Source organism: Streptomyces sp. NBC_00353 (assembly GCF_036108815.1).
GTDB lineage: Bacteria > Actinomycetota > Actinomycetes > Streptomycetales > Streptomycetaceae > Streptomyces.
The window spans coordinates 9,102,259-9,123,800 of sequence record NZ_CP107985.1; the positions used below are offsets into that span (position 1 = coordinate 9,102,259).

The window sequence follows — 21,542 nt, forward strand, 5'->3', positions numbered from 1 at the left end:
CCCAGACCGCGTCCGGCGCCGGTGACGAAGTTGACCTTGCTCAGGGGGGGATTCCTTTCAGGCGCCGAAGGCACCCGGTTCGGTGTCAGGTGGTTGCGTCGTGGAGAGGCCGCCGCGGGCTGTGGGTCGTGTGGACGATGCCGTGGACGGCTTCCTCGGTGACGCGGCCTCGCTGCTCAGGGCATTGCAGGCGAAAGCAGGCGGCGATGGTGGTCAGCGGTCGATGCCGGCCATGTTCGCCTCGTCGTGGCGCTCGCCCGAGGCCGGGGTGAGGTTGTTCAAACGGTCGAGCTGAGCGGCGCTGAGTTCGATGCTGTCGGCGGCAGTGTTCTCCTCGACGCGCGAGACCCGGCGGGTTCCGGGGATGGGGGCGATGTCGTCGCCGCGGGTCAACAGCCACGCCAGCGCGGTCTGCGCCGGCGTTGCTCCGACCTCGGCGCCGATGGCCTGCACTTCATCGACGATGCGCAGGTTGCGCTGAAAGTTCTCGCCGGTGAAACGCGGGTTGGTCTTGCGCCAGTCGTCATCGGCGAAGTCGTCGACCGAGCGGATCTGCCCGGTCAGAAGGCCGTGGCCCAGTGGCGAGTAGGGAACGAAGCCGATACCGAGCTCGCGCAGCAGCGGGAGAATCTCGGCCTCGACGTCGCGGGTCCACAGGGAGTATTCGGTCTGCAGTGCGGCCACCGGATGCACGGCGTGCGCACGGCGGATCGTGGCGGGGCCGGCCTCGGACAGCCCGATGTGACGCACCTTGCCCTCGGCGATCAGTTCGGCCAGAGCGCCGACGGTCTCCTCGATGGGAATGTTCGGGTCGACGCGGTGCTGGTAATAGAGGTCGATGTGGTCGGTGCCAAGCCGCTTGAGCGAGCCTTCGACCGCGGCCTTCACGTTGCCGGCACTGCTGTCCACAACGCCGGGACCGCCACCGGAGTGGGACACGAGACCGAACTTCGTCGCCACGACAACATCGTCTCGTCGGCCCTTGATGGCGCTGCCGACAATCTCTTCGCTGTGGAAGGGGCCGTAGATCTCGGCGGTGTCGATGTGCGTGACTCCGAGGTCCAGCGCCCGGTGGATGGTGCGGATCGACTCGGCGTCATCGAGTCCCCCGCCCGTCGTGTAGGTGCCGGCCATGGTCATGGCGCCCAGGCCGATGCGCGAGACATCAAGCCCGCCCAGGGAAACGTGCTTCATCAGATACTCCTTGTCGTGGCGGCCGTCAGGCCTGGTCGGTGAGCCGGCGGGCAGTGGCGGCGCCGATACCGCTGCTCGCGCCGGTGACGAGCGCGACGGTTCCGGCCAGTTTCGAAGTCATGAGGGCGGTGTCCTTTCCTCCGGACGTGCGACGTGGCCCGTGGGCGTCACGCCAGTTGAGAGGGGTTGACCCTGCGAGTGCCGTGATCGGTGCAGCTCAGGGGGCGCGCTATCCAGGCAACCACCCGACAGTCCCGCGCGGACCCCCGTACGGGGTACCGCTCCACCGGGGGTCTGCCAGTACCTCCTTCGCGGGCTGAGACGCGCGGGGTCCGCCGTACGGTGGATGCATGGACCGCAGCAGTGATATCCGCGAGTTCCTGCGTACCCGCAGGGCCCGGATCACCCCCGAGCAGGTCGGCCTCACCCCTCACCGGGGCGCCCGCCGCGTTCCGGGACTGCGCCGCGAGGAAGTCGCCCAACTGGCCGGAGTCAGCGTCGACTACTACATCCGCCTGGAACGGGGCCGCGTCCAGGGTGTCTCGGAAGCCGTCTGGGAGGCCATCGCCAGAGCTCTGCAGCTGGACGACACCGAACGCGCCCACCTCTTCGACCTCGCCCGGCCCACCATCGGCCGAACCCGCCGCAAGCGTTCGCTCGCCCCGCAGAGGGTCCGTCCCGCCCTCTACCGCACCCTGGACGCCCTCGGTGTCCCCGCCATCGTCCAGGGACGGCGCATGGACATCCTGGCGGCCAACCGACTCGGCTACGCCTTGATCGCCGACTTCCAGGCCCGGCCCCACCGTGACCGCAACGCCGCGCGCTTCGTCTTTCTCGACGAAGCCGCCCGCACGCTGTACACCGACTGGGAACGGGTGGCCGCCGACTGTGTAGCCACCCTTCGCCTGTACGCCGGCCGCCATCCCGACGACCCACAGCTCACCGAGCTGATCGGCGAACTGTCCCTGCACAGCGACACGTTCCGCCGCATCTGGGCCGACCACGACGTTCAGGCCCACACCACCGGTACCAAACGCCTCCATCACCCGCTGGTCGGCGACCTCGCCCTCGACTACGTCGTCCTGGCCGTCGAGGACGACCCCGAGCAGACTCTCGTCATCTACACCCCAGAACCTGCCTCACCCACTGCTGAAGCCCTCAACATCCTGGCCAGCTGGACCGGCACGTCCCCCACCGGCCGACCCGCTCCCGATCAGGCACCCCACACAGCCGGCTGACCCCGCGCCGTTACCCACGACGGCTCGACACAGGCGCCCGGCCTCCGTCACCTGGGCAGCCTCCTGTGCGACAGGTGGTGGACTGCCGGCGTGCCTGCTCGGGCTGTTGCGGGGAGGCTGCGGTCGGCTGTCGACGATGGGTGAAAGGTGGCCGGTGGCGTCCCGAGACACGGGCGGCAATCATGAAGGCCGGGGGAGAAGGAAACGCTGGGAGGCCGAGGCGCATGTCCGTAAACGTGGCAGTTCTTGGAGCTACCGGCGGCCAGGGCGGTGCAGTGGTGCGCGCGCTCCTGGACGGAGGGCATGCGGTGCGTGCGGTGGTCCGCGATCCTGCGGGTCCCCGGGCGCACACCTTGCTCGAGCGTGGCGTGGTGGTCGTCCCCGGTGACCTCGGAGACGCGACGTCCCTGGTGAGTCCGTTCACCGGAGTGGACGCTGTGTTCGCGGTCACTACGCCGTTCGAAGACGGGCCGGAGGCGGAGGTGGAGCAGGGACGTGCCATCGTGCGTGCCGCCGCACAGGCTGAGGTGCCGCATCTCGTACTCGCGTCTGTCGCCTCGGCCGGCCGGTCCACTGGGGTGCCGCACTTCGACAGCAAGCAGCGGATCGAGGAGATTCTCATCCGAGAGGGACCGCCGTGGACGGTGGTTGCTCCGACGTACTTCTTCGACAACCTGCTCGGCGATCTCCAGGGCCTTCAGTCCGGACGGCTGGAGCTTCCGCTTCCGCCTGACCGGCCACTGCAGCAGTTGGCCCGCCGCGACCTCGGGGCGCTGGTGGCGGCCGTTGTCTCCGACCGCGAGCGCCACGTCGGCCTGCGGATCGAGGCCGCATCCGACGCGCCCACTCCCGCGCAGATGGCCGCTGTCCTCCAGCGTGTGCTGCACCGTCACGTCGAGCCGGTTCAGGTGCCCCTCGCCGTGGTCCACGAGAGCAGTGCTGACATGGGGGCGATGTGGGACTTCCTGAACCGCGAGGGCTACCGCGTGGACATCGAAGCGCTGCACCGTTCCTATCCGGACATCGCCTGGACCACGTTCGCCGACTGGTCCGCCGGCCTGGCACCCGAAAGTCGATCTTCCCTGTAACGGCCCCGTGTCCGACGCAGCTGTCCGGTGCCGGACCACTCCGTACATCCTGCCCGGCTGTTCGGGCTCATTCGGCCTGCTTGGGGGCCAGTCTCCAGTTGTTGCCGGCGCCCGTCGGGTGTGAAGGGTGTGGGCGTGGTCTGCCGGGTCCGTGCGTCGGGCCGCGGTCGCCGACGCTGTGCACCACGCCGTCGGCCGCCGCATCCGGATGATGCCGGTCGTGGTGGGCGACCTGCTGACTCGGTGGCGTGCTCGGACTATCCGGTGTTTCATCGCGCTGGACGACGATCATCGCCATGTCGTCGTTCAGCGGGCCTTCTGCGTATGCCTGGAGGTCGGCGGTGATCTTCTGCACCAGTGGTCCGGGTGCCTGATCGGTCCAGGCGGCGGCGCGCTCGGCGAGCGGATAGAACGTGCCCTGTCCGTCGCGGGTCTCGCTGACGCCGTCGGTGTAGAGCAGGAGCCGGTCGCCGTAGGCGAACGGGAAGGTCGCCTGGACATAGGACTCATCGGCCAGCCCGCCGAGACCGAGGGGCAGTGCGGGAGCGGGCACATTGAGCGCGGTCGCGGTGGCGTCGCGCAGCAGCAGGGGCGGTGGATGCCCGCAGCTGATCACGTGGACCACCGGCTCGTTGTCCGGGATGTCCACCACCACGGCGGTCACGAAGCGCTCCCCGACGTCCGCCTCGGACCCCGAAGACTCCGAGAATTCCGCAAGACCCCACCGGACGGCGCCTTCGAGGTACGCGACCAGCTCCGGCAGTGGGGACTGGCGGTGGGCCGCGGCGCGGAAGGCGCCCAGCATGATCGCGGTGTCGCTGATCGAGGCGAGGCCCTTGCCCCGTACGTCCCCGATGACCAGCCGGGTGGAGTCGGAGGCGCGGGCGACGGCGTACAGATCGCCGCCGATGCGGGTGTCGGCCTCGGCGCTGCGGTACTCCGAGGCGATGGACACCGGTCCGGCCCTGTCCGGCAGCGGGCGCAGGACGACGCGCTGTGTCGCGTCGGAGACCGAACGCGCTCGGAGCAGCTCCAGCCACAGTCGGTCCCGCAGAAGAGAGAAGATCACCAAGAGGGCGGAGAGCGCCGCGAGGGACCCGAACTCGACGAGGACACTCTCGGTGGTCAGGACCCCGCGCTCCGCGCCCGCGATGACGAGGGAAGCCACCGCGAGCCCGCCGATCAGCGCGGTGAGCCGAGGGCCTGCGACGACGGAGGTGACGGCCGGGGCCACGATGAGCAGGTGGGCGAGATGGATGTCCGGCGGAAGGAAGTGGTCGGCCACCGGTATGGCGACGATCAGCACCAGGGGCACCACCAGCCACAGAGGACCCGGCGCCGACCGGCGCCAGGATCGCAGGATCTGGCCCAGTGGTGTGGTGATGGTCGCAGTTGTCACGTCGGTGCTCCGGTCCTCCTCGCCCTATACCACCAACGCGTCGCCGACCGTCGCTCATTCCGCCGTGCGCCGGTCAGCCGGTCATGGCCGCCTGCAGCGCTTTCGGAAGCTGCCCGGTGGGACCGGCGAATGACCACGGTGTCGGAGGGGCGGCACACCATGGCGGACCGTGGTTTCGGGCGGGGTACCACCAGGCCCACGGTCCGCCATGGTGCGAACGATCTGAGGGACAGGTCGTCTCAGCCCATGGCGTCGGCGGCCTGTGGACTGTGAGTCAGCTGGCTCACCGGGAGGTCCTTGCAGTACGGGACGGTCCCGGTCCGCACTACGTAGCTTGCCGAAATCCATGACTGCCTGTCACGCAACAGGTACCAATCGTTGTTGCCGGCGATGGTCTGCGCACGTACCTTGCATCGCAGACCCACTTGATCCTGGTACTCGAGGGTGTCCACCACCGACGAGTCGGTGCTGGGGTACTGCCGCTCGTTCAAACCACTCTGGCTGGTCACCGTGGCAAAGGGCTGCACGGGAGGAGCGAGCTGAGCAGGAGCAGCAGCAGCAAGCAGCGGAGTGCCGAGCACGACGACTGCGGCAGCACCCGTGCCCGCTGCGATGTGCCGAGCGCGCCTCTCCAAGATCTTCAACATGACCATCCCTCTCGCTCATCTCCTGACTCCGGATCACATCGGATCACCCCTTGGGGCATACGCCCCGCACCTTGTGCTGCGGCAGCGCATTGATCCCCCCGAAAAGGCGATTGCAGCCGGGCCACCCGGTTCAAGATCGTGGCCGGGCTCCGAGCCGTGCATGTTTCGGCGCCGGGCGGCCGAAGCCGACGGGACACCGAGGACGACCTGGAGGGCGAGTACGGGGACCCGCGGGGGCGGTGACCTGACCGGAATCCCACACACGGTTGTCGTACCTCACTCCATGCGCCCCAGGCCGGGCACGCAGCAAGACGTCTTGCCGCCCTCCGGCACCGGGTCCATGCTGGGTGGCATGGGTGACCAGACCGGCCCCGAGCTCATCGCGTCCGTCGAGCGCGCCCTGCGCCTGTTGGAGGCCGTAGGGGCGCACGAGGGAGGTACCCCCGCGCAGCAGCTGGCCCTGGAGACGGGCCTGCCATTGGCCGGCGTTCAGCGGTTGCTGCCCGCACTCGTCCAGGACGGATACGTGACAGAACTGGACGACGGTGATTTCGTTCTCTCCTGCAGACGCCATGCGCTGGGCGCTGGGCGTAACGGGCAGGGGCTACCGGAGCGCATCCGCCCTGTCCTGATGTCCCTGCGGGACGATCTTTCGGTCGCTGTCTATCTGTCCATTTACGAGCAGGGCGAAATCCGTGTCATGGAAATCGTCGACAGTGCCCAGGCTCCGCGCGTGGACCTCTGGGTGGACCTCCAGGACGCCGGACACGCCACTGCGCTGGGCAAGAGCGTGCTGCGTGAACTGGATGAGGAAGCGCGCGCCGACTACCTCTCCCGGCACTCCCTGACCGAACTCACGCCCCGCACCATCACGCGCAGGGAGGAGCTGATGCAACAACTCGACTCCTCACTCACAGAGCCGGTCGTCATGGACCGGGAAGAGTACGCCCGCGGTACGACGTGCGTCGCGGTGCCCGTGTACAGCGGTGACCAGGTCGGTTCGCTCGGTATCTCCTTCCGGTCGGACTGGATGTACCGGCCCACCCGGGTCCGGGCGGGGATGCTGTCGGCGGCGATGTGCCTGACCAGGAGGCTCTCGCTCCCCGATTGAACCCGGCCCGGCTGCCGCGCCCACGTATCGCGTGCCCCTACTCGCCCGGGTGATCACGAGCGGTGCCGTGGGTGCGTACCTTGCCCACCCACCGCCGGATCGCCTCAGGTACACCCGGGCCCGCCGGTGCCCTCGGCGGGAAAGCGGAAGCCATTTGGTCTGCGGCCCGTCGCTGCGCCGACCCGGTGCCTCCGCGCTGACCGGCACACCTACTCAGGAAGGGGCTGCTCGGCCCAGATGGTCTTGCCCGTGCCGGTATGCCGCATTCCCCAGCGCTCGGTGAGCTGGGCGACCAGCATGAGGCCGCGTCCGCCCTCGTCAAAGATGCGGGCGCGGCGCAGGTGGGGTGCGGTGCTGCTGGCGTCGGAGACCTCGCAGATCAGCGTCCTTTCTTTGATCAGCCGCAGCTGAACGGGAGCGGCGGCATAGCGGATCGCGTTGGTCACCAGCTCGCTGACCACGAGTTCGGTGACGTAGGCCAGGTCGTCCAGCCCCCAGGCGTGGAGTTGGGCGGTCGCCTTGGAGCGGGCCTCGGCCACGAAGGCGGGATCGGTGGGAAGGTCCCAGACGGCGACGTGCCCGTTGTCCAGGGCACGGGTACGGGCGATGAGCAGCGCGACATCATCGGCCGGCTGCTCGCCGAGCAGAGCATCGAGTACGCGGTCGCAGGTGGCCTCCAACGACGGAGCCGTGTCGGCGAGGGCCGTGCGCAGAGCGTGCAGGCCGGCATTGACATCGCGATTCTGTGCCTCGACAAGGCCATCGGTGTAGAGGGTCAGGAGGCTGCCTTCGGGCAGTTCGCGTTCAACTGCCTCGAACGGCAGCCCGCCCAGGCCGAGTGGCGGGCCGGTGGGCAGTTCGAGGAAATCAACCGTCCCGTCAGGGGTCACCAGAGCGGGCCAGAGGTGGCCGGCGCTGGCGAGTGAGCACTTGCGGGAGATGGGGTCGTACACCGCGTACAGACAGGTGGCTCCGAGTTCCGCGAAGGGCGTCCCCGTTCCGGAATCGGGCCCGGATCCGAGCCGGACGACCAGGTCGTCCAGATGCGCGAGCAGTTCGTCCGGAGCCAGATCGACGTCGGCGAGGGCGCGTACTGCGGTGCGAAGGCGCCCCATGGCGGCGGAGGCGTGGATCCCGTGACCGACCACATCGCCGACAACCAGGGCGACGCGGGCGCCGGAGAGCGGGATCACGTCGAACCAGTCACCGCCGACGCCGACTTTCGAGTCTGCGGGCAGGTAGCGGCTGGCCACGTCGACAGCGGCCTGCTTGGTATTGCCCTGCGGCAGAAGGCTGTGCTGGAGGGCCAGAGTTGTTGTGTGTTCGCGCGTGTAGCGGCGGGCGTTGTCGAGGCAGACCGCGGCGCGCGCCGCAAGCTCCCTGGCGATCTGCAGGTCTGCCTGCTCGTACGGCCCGGCGGACGGATCCAGGCGGGCGAAGAGCACGACGCCGAGGTTGGTGCCGCGGCCGCGCAGCGGCACCACCATGAGCGAGTGCGCGCGATGCCGACTCACCCAGGCGGTCCGGACCGGGTCGTGGGCCAGCCAGCGGGTGATCTCGGGCTCGCCGAGCCGGTGCAGGGTGCCGCGACCGGTGGCCAGACTGCGAGCAACCGGCGAAAACTCCGGGTAGGGGGACAACTCGCCGACCGCGACGACAGCCTTTACGTCGGGGCGGGTGGCCACGCGCCGCAGTACCAGAGGACCGTCGTCCGGAACGGGTGGTGGCTCGTCACCGTGCAGTACGGCGTCGAACAGATCGACCGAGACGAAGTCCGCGAGGTCGGGCACGGCCACGTCGGCCAGTTCCTGCGCGGTGCGAGCCACGTCCAGGCTGCTGCCGATACGCCTACTGGCCTCATCGAGCAGCGCAAGACGTTCGCGGGCCGCGTACTGCTCGGAGAAGTCGAGAGCTGCCTGCTGCACACCGTGCACCAGGCCGAGGGAGTCCTTGAGCGGGGTGAAGTGGATGGTCCAGGCGTGGGCCTGGGGCTCTCCTGGCACCTTGACGTAGTTCTCGATGTGTTCGGGCTCCCCGGTACGCAACACGTGATCGACGGATCGTTCAGGGGCCTGGAAGGCAGGATCGGGCATGTGCTCGGTGATCCGGAGCCCGCGAAGATCCCGCTCCGTGGCGGCGAGCTGCTTGGTCATGGGCTCATTGACCCGTAGGAACCGGCCCTCGGTGTCGTAGATCGCCAGGGCGAACGGGGACTGGTCGAACGACCAGCGGATCAGGGGGTCCGTGTCGCGGTTCTCCTCCCGCTCCTGAATGCCCTCCAGCAGCCATCCGGCTCGCCCGTCACCCGTGGGCAGCGGGCGCGCCCGCAGCCGGCATTCGACGGCGCTGCCGTCCCGGTGGCGGAGTGCCACGTGTCCCGTCCAATCGTCCTGCCGATCGAAACGCTCACGGACAGCAGCGGGGAGGGGCGAAGCAAGCAGCGCCGTCGCGAGCCGGCCGACGGCCTCACCGGCGGAGTAGCCGAGCAACTGTTCCGCACCGGCGCTCCAGCCGGTCAGCGTTCCATCCGGAGCCGCCACGGCCAGAGCCGCGGCGGGGGTGAGGGAGTCACCTGGCATGCTTGCCGGTGTGTCCATGGGCCGATCATCTCGCCTTCGAGTCCACTGGTGATTCAAGGATCTCTCGGTCCTGCCGCCAGATCGCGTCAAGCGGGATCGCACGTGCTGGACGCAGTGAATCGGACTTCGGGGGAACCAGCGAGACAACCGGCGGTGACGGTCCGTAACGGTTGTCGGTAATCGGCTGTCGGTACCGCGCTGATCAGCCCGAGATCCGGTCCGGCGGTGCCGCGCCTGCTCCGCGGAGTCAGGCGGGACGGCGGGTGGAGTTCCATCCGCCGGACGTGTCGGGCCTCCATCCGCGCGGGAGCCCCGGCGGAGCCTCCTCAGAGCCCCACCTCGGCCGTGTGAGACCACGGTTCCCATCGCGTTCCTGCCCTGGGGCCTCTACTGGAGTCTGCTCCCCCCTGACCCGGACGGATGGCTCCCACCCGCCCACACCCCAGCCTTCAGCCGGAGAACTTCTCACACCGGATCCGCCCCGCCCTCTTCCGCCCGCCAGGTCCTCAGGCTGTGGTCCGTAGCGCCGGGAGAGAGGATGGAAGACGATGAGAGGCCTGGTGAGGGGTCCACGGAGTCGAGCACGGCTATGCATTTCGGGAGAAGAGGTGCCTCATGGGTGCCACCGGTGCGTTTCCGGAGGGACCTGCCTCGGTGGGGGTCGCCCCGGCCGAGCCGGGTGGGCTGCTGGACGTGCTGGGTGTGGCCGCGGTGGTGCTGGACAGCGCGGGACGGATCGCGTTGTGGAGTCCGCAGGCCGAGGAGCTGTTCGGCTGGACCGCGGACCAGGCGCTGGGCCGGTTCGCGGCCCCCCTGCTGGTGGCCCCGGAGCACTTCGACCTGGTGCTGCACCTGTTCGCGCAGGTGATGACCAGTGGTGAGACCTGGGCCGGTGTGTTTCCCGTGCGGCACAAGGACGGCAGTACGCGGCTGGTGGAGTTCCGCAACATGCGGCTGCTGGGCGAGCACGGACAGCCATTCGCCCTGGGTATCGCCACCGATCAGGCCACTTTGCGAGAGGTGGAACGGGATCTGGCGCTGTCGGTGCAGCTGGTGGCCCAGTCCCCGATCGGCCTGGCCGTCCTGGACACCAACCTGCGGTACGTGATGGTCAACCCGGCGCTGGAGGGCCTCAACGGCCTGCCGGCCGCCCAGCACATCGGCAGTGATGTCCACCAGGTCCTGCGGTTCCTGGACGATACCGAGGCCGTCGCGTCGATGATGCGGCAGGTTCTGGACACCGGCAGACCGCTGATCAACCACTTCATCGTGGGCCGGTCACCGACCGATCCGGGCGATGAAATCGCCCGGTCGGTCTCGTACTACCGGCTCGAGAATCCGGGCGGGCGGGTGCTGGGTGTGGCGGCGTCGGTGGTGGACAGTACCGAGCAGCACCGCGCCGGCCTGGAGGCGGCCGCTGCCCGCAAGCGGCTGGCGACCATTGCCCGGGCCTCGGCGATGGTGGGCACCACCTTGGATGTGGAGACAACCGCCCGGGAGCTGGCCGACATCCTGGTGCCCGAACTGGCCGACCTGGCCGCCGTCGACATCCTCGACGCAGTCCTCGGCGACCGGCAACCAGAAACTGTGTCGCCCGGGGCACCGGCCCTGTTCAGGGCTCTGGCAGTCACCGCTGCCTATCCCACCGACGCCGTCTACGCGGCCGATCAGACCGGGCACATCGCCACCTACGCCGCTGACCGGCTCATCACTCAGTGTGTGACCACCGGCCGCCCCGTCCTGGTGAATCAGGTGACCGAAGCGGACCTGCAGCACATCGCCGCCGAGCCGCGGGGAGCCGCCCTCCTGGCCCAGGCCGGGCTGCACGCCTACCTGGCCGTGCCGCTGATAGCCCGCGGGGAAGTCCTGGGCGCCCTGGACCTGTGCCGCGCCCGCAATCCGCAGCCGTTCGACCCCGACGACATCGTCCTGGCCGGTGAGCTGGCCGCCCGCGCTGCGGTGCGCATCGACAACGCCCGCTTGTACCAGAACCAGCGCCGCACCGCCCTGACCCTGCAACGCCACCTCATGACCCACAGGCCACCCCAGCCGACCGGCCTGGACATCGCCTACCGGTACCAGCCCGCCCAGGCCTCCGCGGAGGTCGGCGGTGACTGGTTCGACGCCATCCCCGTGGCGGGCGACAAGACCGCCCTGGTCATCGGTGACGTGATGGGCAGCGGGATCAACGCTGCCGCGACCATGGGACAGCTCCGCACCGCCGTCCGCACCCTGGCCGAACTCGACCTCGACCCCGCGCAGGTCCTCCTGCACCTCGACCACATCGCCGCCGGCCTCGAGCCCGGCTTCGCCACCTGCATCTACGCCGTCTACGACCCGCACCGCATGCACTGCGTGATCGCCCTCGCCGGCCACATGCCGCCTGTCCTGACCCGACTCGGCCGACCGCCCGAACTTGTCGACCTGCCCACCGGCACTCCCCTCGGCGTCGGCGTCGCCGCGTTCGAACAGACCACCCTGAAGCTCGATACCGGCGACCAGTTGCTGCTCTACACCGACGGCCTCGTCGAAACCCGCGACCAACCCATCGACACCCGCCTGAACACCCTCCTCGACCTCCTCACCGAGCCGCAACCGACACTCGAAGCCACCTGCGACCACCTCCTGGGTGCGCTGCGCCATCCGCACGACCACGACGACGTCGCCCTCCTCGTCTGTCGCGTGAACGGCCACCGACCGTGATCACTGGCGCTGACCCCATCCCCGTCCGGCCCGCCGGGGCATGAAAGGGCGTTCCGCAGGTGTGCTCGTGGCCGATGAGGGCAACTGTGTGCCATGACAGCAGAGGTGAATCGTCAGGAGCGGCGACGACGCGTGTGGGGAAGCACGCTGCTGCGTGCGCTTGTCCTGGTGGCGACATTCCTGGCCCTGATCGCATTCTCCATCGCCCTGGCGAAGGTGACGCTCACCCCATCACCGGCATCGGAGGACCTCGTCCGGTCCAACCTCCGGCCCGGAAGGTCGTTGCGACAGTACGCCGAGGACTACACCTTCCTCGCGGCCTGCAAGCAGGCCGGCGGAAACCTCCTGCTGGGCGTCCCGTTCGGCATCCTGCTGCCGATTCTCGTGCCGCGCCGGCTCCGGATGCTGCGCATGGTCCTGCTGACGGTGACGGTGATGGTGGTGATCGAACTCGTCCAGGGCGCCTTGGTCCCCGGGCGTGCCTTCGACATCGACGACGCGATCCTCAACACGAGCGGCGCGCTGCTCGGATATCTGCTGGTGGGGCGGCGGATCAGCCATGGCTATCACGTGCTGGCGGAGAGGACGACCCGCGCGGAGGCGGCTCCGGAGCCGAAGCCCGAGCGGAAGCTTCCGCCGAAGTCCGGGCCAAAGTCCCGGACCAAGTCCAAGCTGACGTCCAAGCTGACGTCCAGGCCCAAGCCCAAGCCGAAGCCGTCATCCAAGTCCAAGGCCACGCCTGCATCCAAGGCCAAGACCAAGTCCGAGGTGAAACCGAAGTCCAAGTCCCGGAGCAGGGCCGCGATCCGCCGTAGCCCGTCCGGACTGGTTGCCTCCGGACGCGCCCTGTTCGGCCGACTGACCCGTGACCGGTGACCTGTGAGCCGGGTCCGGGCGGGGAGCGCCCGGACCCGGCCGTCACGGTTCCTGGAGCGCCGAGCAGGCGTTCTTCATGACCTCCTGGAACCGGGCGGAGAACCACTGTCCGGAGAGAGGCGTCGGGGAGCGCGTCGGCGTTACCTGACGGTCGGGTCACCCATCCGGTCCAATCCCTTGTCCTCGTCGTTCGGGATCGCCCGGCTGGAGCCGTCGTCCGACTCGACCGGCGGCTTCATCCGGACGAAGGCGTCGCTTCCGGTCTCCGGGTCGACCTGTGGCCCTCACTATGGAAGTGGGCGCCGTTGCGCCCATGAGTACCTGCTTGCGGCCGAGCGGCTGTGCGGCTCGTGGGTACGGGCCGGAGCGGAGGTGTGCGGCCATGTCCAGCGGAGACGTGCTCATGCGAATCGATGACGGCGGGCGGGTCATCGACTGGTCTCCTGCGGCCGGCGAGGTGTTCGGATGGTCTGCGCAGGAGGCTGTGGGCCGGTCAGTCAGTGCCCTCGTGCACGAGAACAGTGCCGCTGAGAACTGGCTCCGGGCCCTCTCCGACGGTCCGGGCTCGGTAGTGGTGAGGCCGGTACTGACCGACTCGTCGGTGACGTGGGAGGTGCGAGCCGGCGTGGACGCCGGTTCACATTGGGATCTGGCGATGCTGCGGTCCATGTTCACTCACTTGCCGATGCACCTGCATGTCCTGGACGACCGACTGCGCATCGTCCGCGTGAACGCGGAGATGCACGGGATGTGCGCCACCTCGGTCGGCTCTCTGCCGGGCCAAGTGTTCACCGAGGCCTACCGGCTTGCTGCCCCTGAGGAGGAAGCGGCAGTGGCGCGCGGAGTCATGGAAGGCGGGGAGCCGGTGTTCGACCGCATGGTGCGATCCGTGCAGGGGCCCGCCGGCAGCAATCCGAGAACCTATTCCATCTCCTACGTGCGCCTGGAGAGCGAAAGCGGTGGGGTCCTGGGGCTGGTTGCCTCCGTCATGGATGTCACCGACCGTGAGCGTGCCCTCCAACGCCTGAAGATCCTGGAAGAGGTCCGTCGACAGGTGGGCGAGCGGTTGGAGGTCATGGCCGTCTGCCAGGAATTGACGAAAGCGGTGGTACCGGCGTTCTCGGGGATCGCGGTGGTCGAGGTCATCGAGGACGTGTTCCGCGGTGAGGACCCGCCGCTGGCCCCGGTCGACCCGGGAGTACCCCTGCGGCGGGCTGCTTTTCGAGGGCTGATGTCGGCCTACCCGGTGGGTGAGGTGCGGAACCTGCCGTACGGAACCCCTTTCTCGCGCGTACTGGCCGACCTGCGCCCGCGGGTCGTCCCGGTGGAGGAAGACAGCTTGTGGCTGGCGGCCGATCCTGCTCGGGCGGAGGCCATCAAACGCTCCGGCGCCCACTCCCTGATCGTCGCTCCGCTGGCCTTGCGGGGCCAGGCCCTGGGCGTGGTGAGCTTTTATCGGCACGGGGCAGAGGACCCGTTCGAGGAAGAGGACCTCGCGCTGACGTCCGACGTGTGCGCCCACGCCGCGCTGTGCATCGAGAACGCGCGTCGCTACATGCGAGAGCGGACTATCGCAGCGACTGTGAAGCGCAGGCTGCTGCCGCAGCGACCAGCGACGCCGTCAACGGTGGAGGTCTCCCACCTGCACCTTCCCGGACGAGGAGGCGGGGGCGCGTGGTTCGATGTGATCGAGCTGGCGGGGGCGCGGACAGCATTGGTCGTCGGCGATGTCGCCGGGCTGGGTGTGGCCACCGCCACCACGATGGGGCAATTGCGGATGGTCATCCAGTCCCTGGCCGCTTTGGACCTGGAACCGGACGAACTGATGGCGCGGCTGAGTGACACTGCCGCTCGCCTGGCCGCCGAACGCGCGGCGCTCCCGGTCGGTGACCCCTTGCACCGCGAGCCGCTCACCGCCGGCTGCCTGATCGCGGTCTACGACTCGGTCGAACACCAGTGCACCATTGTGCGCGCGGGCCTGCCGGAGCCCTACGTGGTCCTCCCCGACGGCAGCTCGACCACCCTCTCCGTTGCTGCGGGCCCAGTACTCGCCGGCACCGACCAGGCCCCGTTCCCAGCCACCACGGTCGACGTACCCGCAGGAAGCACCTTGGCAGTCGGCAACGAAGACGTCCTTTCGGCGTCCGCGCACTTGCGTTCCCTGTTGGACCAAGGAGCTGCTCGTCCGTTGGACGAGCTCTGCGACGCGCTCGCCTACGTGATGAGGGACCGCTACGAGACGGAGAAGCTGGTACTGCTGGCACGCGCCAAGGCGCTCCCCGCGGAGCAGGTCCTCACCCTGCCCTTGCCGGCCGGCCCCGAAGCCGCACCCCGTGCGCGCGCCGCCGCCCGCCGACAGCTCGCGGCCTGGAAGATCGACGAAGACAGCACTTTCACCACCGAGCTCATCGTCAGCGAGCTCGTCGGCAATGCGGTCCGCTACGGTGCCCCACCACTGCGACTGCGTCTGATTCTGGACGGGATGCTCACATGCGAGGTGAGCGACGCTGTGAGCAGCGCTCCGCACCTCAAGCACGCGCGAACCATCGACGAGACGGGACGAGGGCTGTTCATCGTTGCCACTGTCGCCGAAAACTGGGGCACCCACTATGACGCGCAGGGGAAGACCGTCTGGGCGCAGCAGCTCACCGGCGTTGCTTAGTGCGCACCACACTCGCGGCTCACTCGGGGTACGCGACGAGACGCCTTCCGCACAGCAACCCGGTCGCCACGTCCTTGATCCCCTTGTGCACGGCGCGACCGGGGGCTTACTGGTGCTGCGAGTCCGGTAGAAACCCGGGCCCGTCAACCGGCAGGACGCGCTGCACCAGATCGCCAACGACTTCCGCGAAGGGCCGGGGCGGCGCGGAGGATGGTGATCCTGGAACACGCCGGTCACCTGCTCAACAGGTCAGGGGCATGCGCCTCTTGAGATCCACCGTCCGAAACACGCCAGTCGGCGTGGGCCCGCTGGAAGGATTTCGTCCATGACCGACAGCGCCCCCGGCCAGAAGGCCTGCGAACTGCTCGCCCAAGCATCCCGGCACCCGGTCGCCAGTCCCCAGCGCAACGCGCTGGTGGCGGAAGCAGCTGTGTGGGCACAGCTGGAGCACGCGGCCACCATGGACAAGCACGCAGCCGTAGTGGTCGAAATCGAGTCCGCCCTGGCCTCCCTTGCCGATTCCGTGCAGCAACTCCGCAGCGAGGTCGGCGGTCTGACCGGACGCATGAAGCTCAGCCAGAAATGAGTTGCAACGACCCGGCGAATCGGCGCCGGCCCGTCCGGGCAATTTCCGTCAGGCTTCCTCGGCCGTGGTTGTGGCCAGTGCGTGGCCGGCGCCCGCGGGTGCCGGAGCAGTGTGCCGTGACCGGTGGGACAGCCAGGCGGCGACCAGGGCACCCGAGATGTTGTGCCACACGGAGAACACGGCTGCGGGTAGGGCGGCCAGCGGGCTGAAGTGAGCGGTCGCCAGTGAGGCGGCGAGCCCCGAGTTCTGCATGCCGACCTCGAAAGCCATGGCGCGGCTGGCGGGTCGGCCGAGGCCGGTGGCCTTGCCCACGCCGTAGCCGAGAGCGAGTCCGAAGCCGTTGTGCAGCACGACGGCGATCAACACGCTGACGGCGGCCGATTTGATCGTACTGGCACTGCCTGCCACGACGGCGGCGACGATCGCGGCGACGGCCAGCGATGAAAGCCAGGGCATCACACCCAGCGCCCGGTCGACGAGTTTGCCCGCGACCAGCCGCACCAGCAGGCCGCCGAGCACCGGAAGCAGCACTGTCTTGAGAATGTCCGTCATCATCGAACCGGCGTCCACCGGCAGGTACTCACCGGCCAGCAGCAGTGTGAGCGGCGGCGTCACCAGCGGGGCGAGCACGGTGGAGACAGTGGCGACGGAGACCGACAGCGCCACGTCGCCGCGGGCCAGGAAGGTCACCACGTTCGACGCCGTGCCACTCGGCGCGCAGCCGACCAGGATCACACCGGCCGCCAACTGCGGCGGGAGTCCGAGCACATGGGCGATGAGCCAGCCGAGCCCCGGCATGATCACGTAGTGCGCGACCAGGCCGATCGCTACGGCCCACGGACGCTTCGCTACGCCTCTGAAGTCGAGTGGGGTCATCGTCAGCCCCATGCAGAACATGACGGTTCCCAGCAGGTAGGGAACCGTACTCGTCCAGCCCGCAAACGTGCCGGGCGTGACGAGACCGGCTGCGCCCGCCACGAGTACGAGGACGGGGAACACGGTGACGGCGCGTCGGGCTGCCTTGTCGTCGGACGCCGGTGGTTCAGTGATCATCTGTTCGGTTTGCACGAGCGTGATGAGACGATGCGAGCCCGGTCCTTCGCAACCGAGTCTCGGTATCTGGTCATAGCGTCCAGGATGCGGGCGGTAGCGTCCTTGGACGTGATGCACGGGTTCGACTTGGCTCCGCAATGCGGCGCAGGCGCCGGCCACAGGTCAGGACCAGCACGGGAGACGGGGGACGCGGGATTGTCGAGTGTGCGGGCCGCGGCGCGTCCTGGAGCGCCGATCCGGAGCACCCTCAACGGCAGGACGGGCGCTCCTCGGGTGACTGCTGGCGGCACACCGAAGCGGCGCCCCCGGCCCGGGCGGATGTGGACAGCGGCCAGTTGAGTTTCCCCACTCGCAGCCGGTTCACGGGGAGACAACTGGCCACCGGTGATCGATGGCGTTGATCTGAAGCGAGAGGCGTACGTCGGTGATGAGCGGTGTGCCGAGCGGCCGGCAGATCCGGGTTACCCGTGGTGGCTCCGTCGGCGGTCTCTCAAGTTTCGGAAGAACGTCCTTACGTCGCCGACCAGCAGGTCCGGCTGTTCCATGGCCGCGAAGTGCCCGCCGCGGTCGTACTGCGTCCATTGCACGATGTTGTTCGTCCGCTCCGCGATGTGCCGCAGCGGAATGAAGTTGTCCCGCGGGAAGTCGGCGAGCGCGGTCGGCGTCGTCGAGGACTCAGGTGGTGTGCCCCAGTAGTCGGCGTGCGCGCGCTCGTAGTAGATGCGGGCGGACGAGCCTGCTGTACCGGTCAGCCAGTACAACATCACGTTCGTGAGCATCTGGTCGCGGTCGACGGCGTCTTCGGGGCGGTTGTGGGAGTCGGTCCACTCCTTGAACTTCTCTGCGATCCAAGCCAGTTGGCCCACCGGAGAGTCGGTGAGGCCGTAGGACAGGGTCTGCGGCCGGGTGGACTGGATGTCGGCGTAGCCCTGGCGGTCACGGCTCCATTCCTGCGTGCGTTGCCAGGAGGCCAGCGTGCGCTTGCGCTCGGCCGGGCCCAGCGCGTCCAGGTCGTCCGCACTGGGGTCCTGCGTCGCGGCTGAGTTCGGCAGCAGGTTCAGGTGTACGCCGATGACCCGGTCGGGCCGTGTCCGGCCGAGCTCCCGGGAAATGGCTGCTCCCCAGTCACCTCCTTGCACCCCGTACCGTTCGTATCCGAGGCGCTCCATCAGCTCGGCGAACGCGGCGGCGACCCGCTTGAACTCCCAGCCCCGGTCCCTCGTGGGCCCGGACAGCCCGAACCCGGGAATGCTCGGCAGCACCAAGTGGAATGCGTCGGCAGGGTCGCCGCCGTGGGCTCGTGGGTCGGTGAGCGGTCCGGCGACCTCGGTGAACTCCACGATCGAGCCCGGCCAGCCGTGCGTCATGACCAGCGGGGTCGCATCAGGCTCGGGCGACCGGATGTGGGCGAAGTGGATATTCGCCCCGTCGATCGTGGTGGTGAACTGCGGCCACTGGTTCAACCGGGCTTCCGCGGCACGCCAGTCGTACTCGTGCCGCCAGTACCTCACGAGTTCCTTGAGGTAATCACGCGGAATGCCGTACTCCCAGCCCACTCCGGGCAGTTCGTCCGGCCAGCGAGTGCGGTCGAGACGCTCGTGGAGATCGTCCAACTCGTCTTGATGGATGTCGATACGGAACGGGTGGATGCTCTCGTCAGCCAACGTCGTCATGCCTGCACATGCTACGTACTGGCGCCCCGGCTCCTTCAGCAAGCCACCCCCACACTGGTTACTCGGTGTGATATCCGAACTGGCCGTCCTTGGGGTGTGTGAACTCCTCTCCAGCTGCGGTTCGGTCGCTATCGGCTCGGGCGCCTGGACGCCTCTGGGCTATCAGTCGAAGTGGGAGCCGGTGGTGGTCCTGCCGTGCCGGTCGAGCTTCCTGGGCGCTGTGCACCCCGAGCGGGCGCTGCGCGAGCGCCGGCTGCGACGCGTCCTGCCGTCGGAATCCGGGAGCTGTACGACGTGCACGTCGTCTCCCAGGAGGTCGGTATGGCCAGACCAGTGAGGTGACCCCCGGAGTGTGGACACCGGGGTTCATGCTGCGAGGGAGAGTTTAGCTGTCTGGTGGTGCTGCTGTTCGAACTCCAGCGGGGAGAGGTAACCCAGCGCGCTGTGTCGGCGTCGGGCGTTGTAGTAGGTGAGCCACTGGAAGATCTCCAGCCTCGCCTGCGGCATAGTCAAGAACAGCTTCCCGTGCGTCGTCTCTCGCTTCAGTCCCTGCCAGAAACTCTCGGCGAGGGCGTTGTCATAGCTCGAGCCGACCCTGCCCATGCTCCTGCGGATGCCGTACCGGTCGCAGACCTGGGCGAACGCGGCGGACGTGTACTGCGAGCCCCTGTCCGCGTGGAAGATCACCCCGGTGACGTCACCGCCGCGGGCCGCGACCGCGGCCTGGAGCGCGTCGATGACGAGCTCGGCCCGCATGTGCGGGGCCATTGAGTAGCCGAGTACCCGGCGCGAACGGATGTCGATGACGCAGGCTAGGTAGAGCCACGCGGCTCCGACCTGCACGTATGTGATGTCGCCGCACCACTTCTCGTCCAGCGTACTGGCGGTGAAGTCCCGCTGGACCAGGTCTGCCACCGGCGGCGCGAGGCGGTCCGGGATCGTGGTGCGGTGCTTCTTGCGCAGGTGACGGCCGACGATGCCGTGCTTGCGCATCAGCCTGGCCACGCGCTTGCGGTTGACCGTGTGGCCGAAGCCGCGCAGTTCGGCATGGACTCGAAGCGCGCCGTAGTTCCCGCGGTGTTCGGCATGGATCTCGCGGATCTCCTCGACCAGCACGTCCTCCGCGGCCTGCCGCCCCGCCCGCGCCTCGGCGCCGGCGATCCACCGGTAGTAGCCCGAGCGGGAGACCTCCAGCACCCGGCATATCCGCTTGATGCCGAACACCTCGGCATGGGCGGAGACGAAGTCCCAAGCGGCGGTCTTCACTTCATCTCCCGGGCGAAATACGCCGCTGCCCGACGCAGGATCTCCCGCTCCAGCTGCCATTCCTTCTCCGCCTTGGCCAGCCGCGCGTTCTCCGCCCGCAGCCGGGCCAACTCCGCCTCAATGTCCTGCGACGCGCCGGCAGGAGCCGGACGGCCGTCGGCATCACGCACCCAGGTCCGCAGCGTCTCGGGGTTGACGTTCAGATCAGCCGCGACGTCCTTGAACGTCCGCCTGCCGGCCGAAGCCCGCCACAACGCGATCGCGTCGGACCGGAACTCCGCACTGTACTTCGAAAGCCGTGCCACAGAGATCTACACCTTCCAGGATCAACAAGATCCATTGTCAGGTGTGTCCACACCACGGGGATCACCTCACCAGAACCGATCCGGCGGTCTACCGGTTGAATCTGGAGCGGATCGGTCTGCCCGTCGAGCGGTGTGTGTTCGTGAATGATCACGCCGTGTACCTTCCGCCGGCCGCCGAGCCGGGGATCACCACTTTCCACGCCACAGGCGAGGATGCGGCGGTGGCTGAGCTGAGCTCAGGTACTTCTGGGAGTCCGTGCGGTCCTCGCCGTGTGACCCGGGCTGCAAGATCACGTCTCGGTCCGAAACGGGGCGGTGGACGCGGCAAGGGAACCTGATCCGGTTTGCCGACGTCGACTTGGCAGGAAGGTTGTCGTCCTGCCTGGGCAGGGTGCTCACTACTCAGACCGGATGCGGCGCTCACCGGAGCTGCCCCGGCCGACCGTGAGCCCTCACGAGGCCGGACACATCTCGGGGCTGGGGTATGTCGGTTCGGGACACAAGAGCCTCACCATGGGCACGTTCTCGTGTCCGTGCTGAGCGAAGGCAAGGGCAGTCGGCAAAGAGGAGACACTCTTCCTCTTTGCAGCATCTACTGAGGGGGACACGCATGAGTTGGAACGGGCGATCCGCGGGCGTGCTGATGGCGGCGGCGATGGTGATGTCAGTAGCCGCGTGCACGGCCGACAGTGGTAGCGGTGGGGAGGAATCCGCTTCCTGCGTCAACCGGTACACCTATCAGGACCGATCGTAGCGGGATGTGGCGAACGTGAACTTCACACTTGGGAAGAAGCTCGGCACCGCCACCAAACCACCCTGCGAAGACACCGGCGGCCAGGACAAGGGCGAGGAGCCGGATACGACGGAGACCGCCTATGAAGTGGACGGCATCTCTCCCAAGATCGCCATCGCCATTGGGGACACGCCGAAGACAGCCACGTTCTTCGCCGCTTACTCCGGCTCGAAGCTCCCGCCCGAGGTACAGAAACTGATCGACGGCCACTGATCCGGAACGCGGGGTTCGGTGTGGCTCAAGAGCTGACGTCACACCGAACCTCGCGCACCAGAACAGGGCCTCGGCTGGCGAGTCGAAGCTGTCGGCGACCCGGCGCAGGTCACAGCGACTGTCCAGGGGCTTCCGACCCATCCAGGGCGGGAACGT

The 21,542-nt window shown here is 68.4% G+C and carries 15 protein-coding genes and 1 pseudogene; 9 read left to right on the top strand and 7 right to left on the bottom strand.

From position 1 onward, the window contains the following. Positions 1-213 precede the first annotated feature (213 nt). Entirely contained in the window at positions 214-1,194 is a 981-nt protein-coding gene (locus tag OHA88_RS40945; protein WP_328629295.1) for an aldo/keto reductase, read from the bottom strand. Between the two features lie 350 nt (positions 1,195-1,544). On the opposite strand from OHA88_RS40945, the gene OHA88_RS40950 reads away from it, so the two are divergent. Then, complete coding sequence (locus OHA88_RS40950) at positions 1,545-2,432, top strand: helix-turn-helix transcriptional regulator (protein ID WP_328629296.1); 888 nt, start codon at positions 1,545-1,547, stop codon at positions 2,430-2,432. A 224-nt stretch (positions 2,433-2,656) separates the two neighbouring features. Beyond that, positions 2,657-3,520 (top strand): NmrA/HSCARG family protein, encoded by an 864-nt coding sequence (locus OHA88_RS40955; protein ID WP_328629297.1) that lies wholly within the window; start codon positions 2,657-2,659, stop codon positions 3,518-3,520. Between the two features lie 67 nt (positions 3,521-3,587). Here OHA88_RS40955 and OHA88_RS40960 read toward each other — a convergent pair whose 3' ends face one another. Continuing rightward, positions 3,588-4,919, bottom strand: coding sequence for a PP2C family protein-serine/threonine phosphatase (locus OHA88_RS40960; protein ID WP_328629298.1), 1,332 nt, complete (start codon positions 4,917-4,919; stop codon positions 3,588-3,590). A gap of 239 nt (positions 4,920-5,158) precedes the next feature. Then, positions 5,159-5,566, bottom strand: coding sequence for an SH3 domain-containing protein (locus tag OHA88_RS40965; protein WP_328629299.1), 408 nt, complete (start codon positions 5,564-5,566; stop codon positions 5,159-5,161). A 352-nt stretch (positions 5,567-5,918) separates the two neighbouring features. Between OHA88_RS40965 and OHA88_RS40970 the strand changes: the two genes are divergently transcribed. Further along, positions 5,919-6,677, top strand: a complete 759-nt coding sequence (locus OHA88_RS40970; protein ID WP_328629300.1) for an IclR family transcriptional regulator — start codon at positions 5,919-5,921, stop codon at positions 6,675-6,677. A gap of 209 nt (positions 6,678-6,886) precedes the next feature. Here the strand turns inward: OHA88_RS40970 and OHA88_RS40975 are convergent, their stop codons facing one another. Then, positions 6,887-9,274, bottom strand: a complete 2,388-nt coding sequence (locus OHA88_RS40975; RefSeq protein ID WP_328629301.1) for a SpoIIE family protein phosphatase — start codon at positions 9,272-9,274, stop codon at positions 6,887-6,889. Between the two features lie 597 nt (positions 9,275-9,871). Between OHA88_RS40975 and OHA88_RS40980 the strand changes: the two genes are divergently transcribed. The 5 genes and pseudogenes from OHA88_RS40980 to OHA88_RS41000 all read left to right on the top strand — a co-directional run bounded on the left by OHA88_RS40980 (position 9,872) and on the right by OHA88_RS41000 (position 16,083). Further along, positions 9,872-11,959 (top strand): SpoIIE family protein phosphatase, encoded by a 2,088-nt coding sequence (locus tag OHA88_RS40980; protein ID WP_328629302.1) that lies wholly within the window; start codon positions 9,872-9,874, stop codon positions 11,957-11,959. 93 nt (positions 11,960-12,052) lie between these two features. Then, positions 12,053-12,835 (top strand): VanZ family protein, encoded by a 783-nt coding sequence (locus tag OHA88_RS40985; RefSeq protein WP_328629303.1) that lies wholly within the window; start codon positions 12,053-12,055, stop codon positions 12,833-12,835. Between the two features lie 382 nt (positions 12,836-13,217). Then, positions 13,218-13,358: pseudogene (locus OHA88_RS44770) on the top strand (PAS domain-containing protein); the annotation flags it as partial. A 144-nt stretch (positions 13,359-13,502) separates the two neighbouring features. Further along, positions 13,503-15,497 carry a SpoIIE family protein phosphatase gene (locus OHA88_RS40995; protein ID WP_328629304.1) on the top strand — a complete coding sequence of 665 codons (1,995 nt, stop codon included), beginning with the start codon at positions 13,503-13,505 and terminating at the stop codon, positions 15,495-15,497. Between the two features lie 325 nt (positions 15,498-15,822). Next, complete coding sequence (locus tag OHA88_RS41000) at positions 15,823-16,083, top strand: hypothetical protein (RefSeq protein ID WP_328629305.1); 261 nt, start codon at positions 15,823-15,825, stop codon at positions 16,081-16,083. A gap of 48 nt (positions 16,084-16,131) precedes the next feature. On the opposite strand, the gene OHA88_RS41005 is transcribed toward OHA88_RS41000, so the two are convergent. From OHA88_RS41005 to OHA88_RS41015, 3 genes are all read right to left on the bottom strand, one after another. Next, entirely contained in the window at positions 16,132-17,136 is a 1,005-nt protein-coding gene (locus OHA88_RS41005; protein ID WP_328629306.1) for a bile acid:sodium symporter family protein, read from the bottom strand. Positions 17,137-17,597: 461 nt separating this feature from the next. Further along, the gene (locus OHA88_RS41010) at positions 17,598-18,809 is read right to left on the bottom strand and encodes an epoxide hydrolase family protein (protein ID WP_328629307.1); all 1,212 of its coding nucleotides are present in this window, start codon (positions 18,807-18,809) and stop codon (positions 17,598-17,600) included. 366 nt (positions 18,810-19,175) lie between these two features. Then, a protein-coding gene (locus OHA88_RS41015; RefSeq protein ID WP_328623696.1) for an IS3 family transposase occupies positions 19,176-20,380 on the bottom strand; the annotation gives its coding sequence in 2 pieces (ribosomal slippage) (positions 19,176-20,140 and positions 20,140-20,380; 1,206 coding nt in all). A 769-nt stretch (positions 20,381-21,149) separates the two neighbouring features. On the opposite strand from OHA88_RS41015, the gene OHA88_RS41020 reads away from it, so the two are divergent. After that, positions 21,150-21,386, top strand: coding sequence for a DUF6281 family protein (locus OHA88_RS41020; RefSeq protein WP_328629308.1), 237 nt, complete (start codon positions 21,150-21,152; stop codon positions 21,384-21,386). The last annotated feature ends 156 nt before the right edge of the window (positions 21,387-21,542 follow it).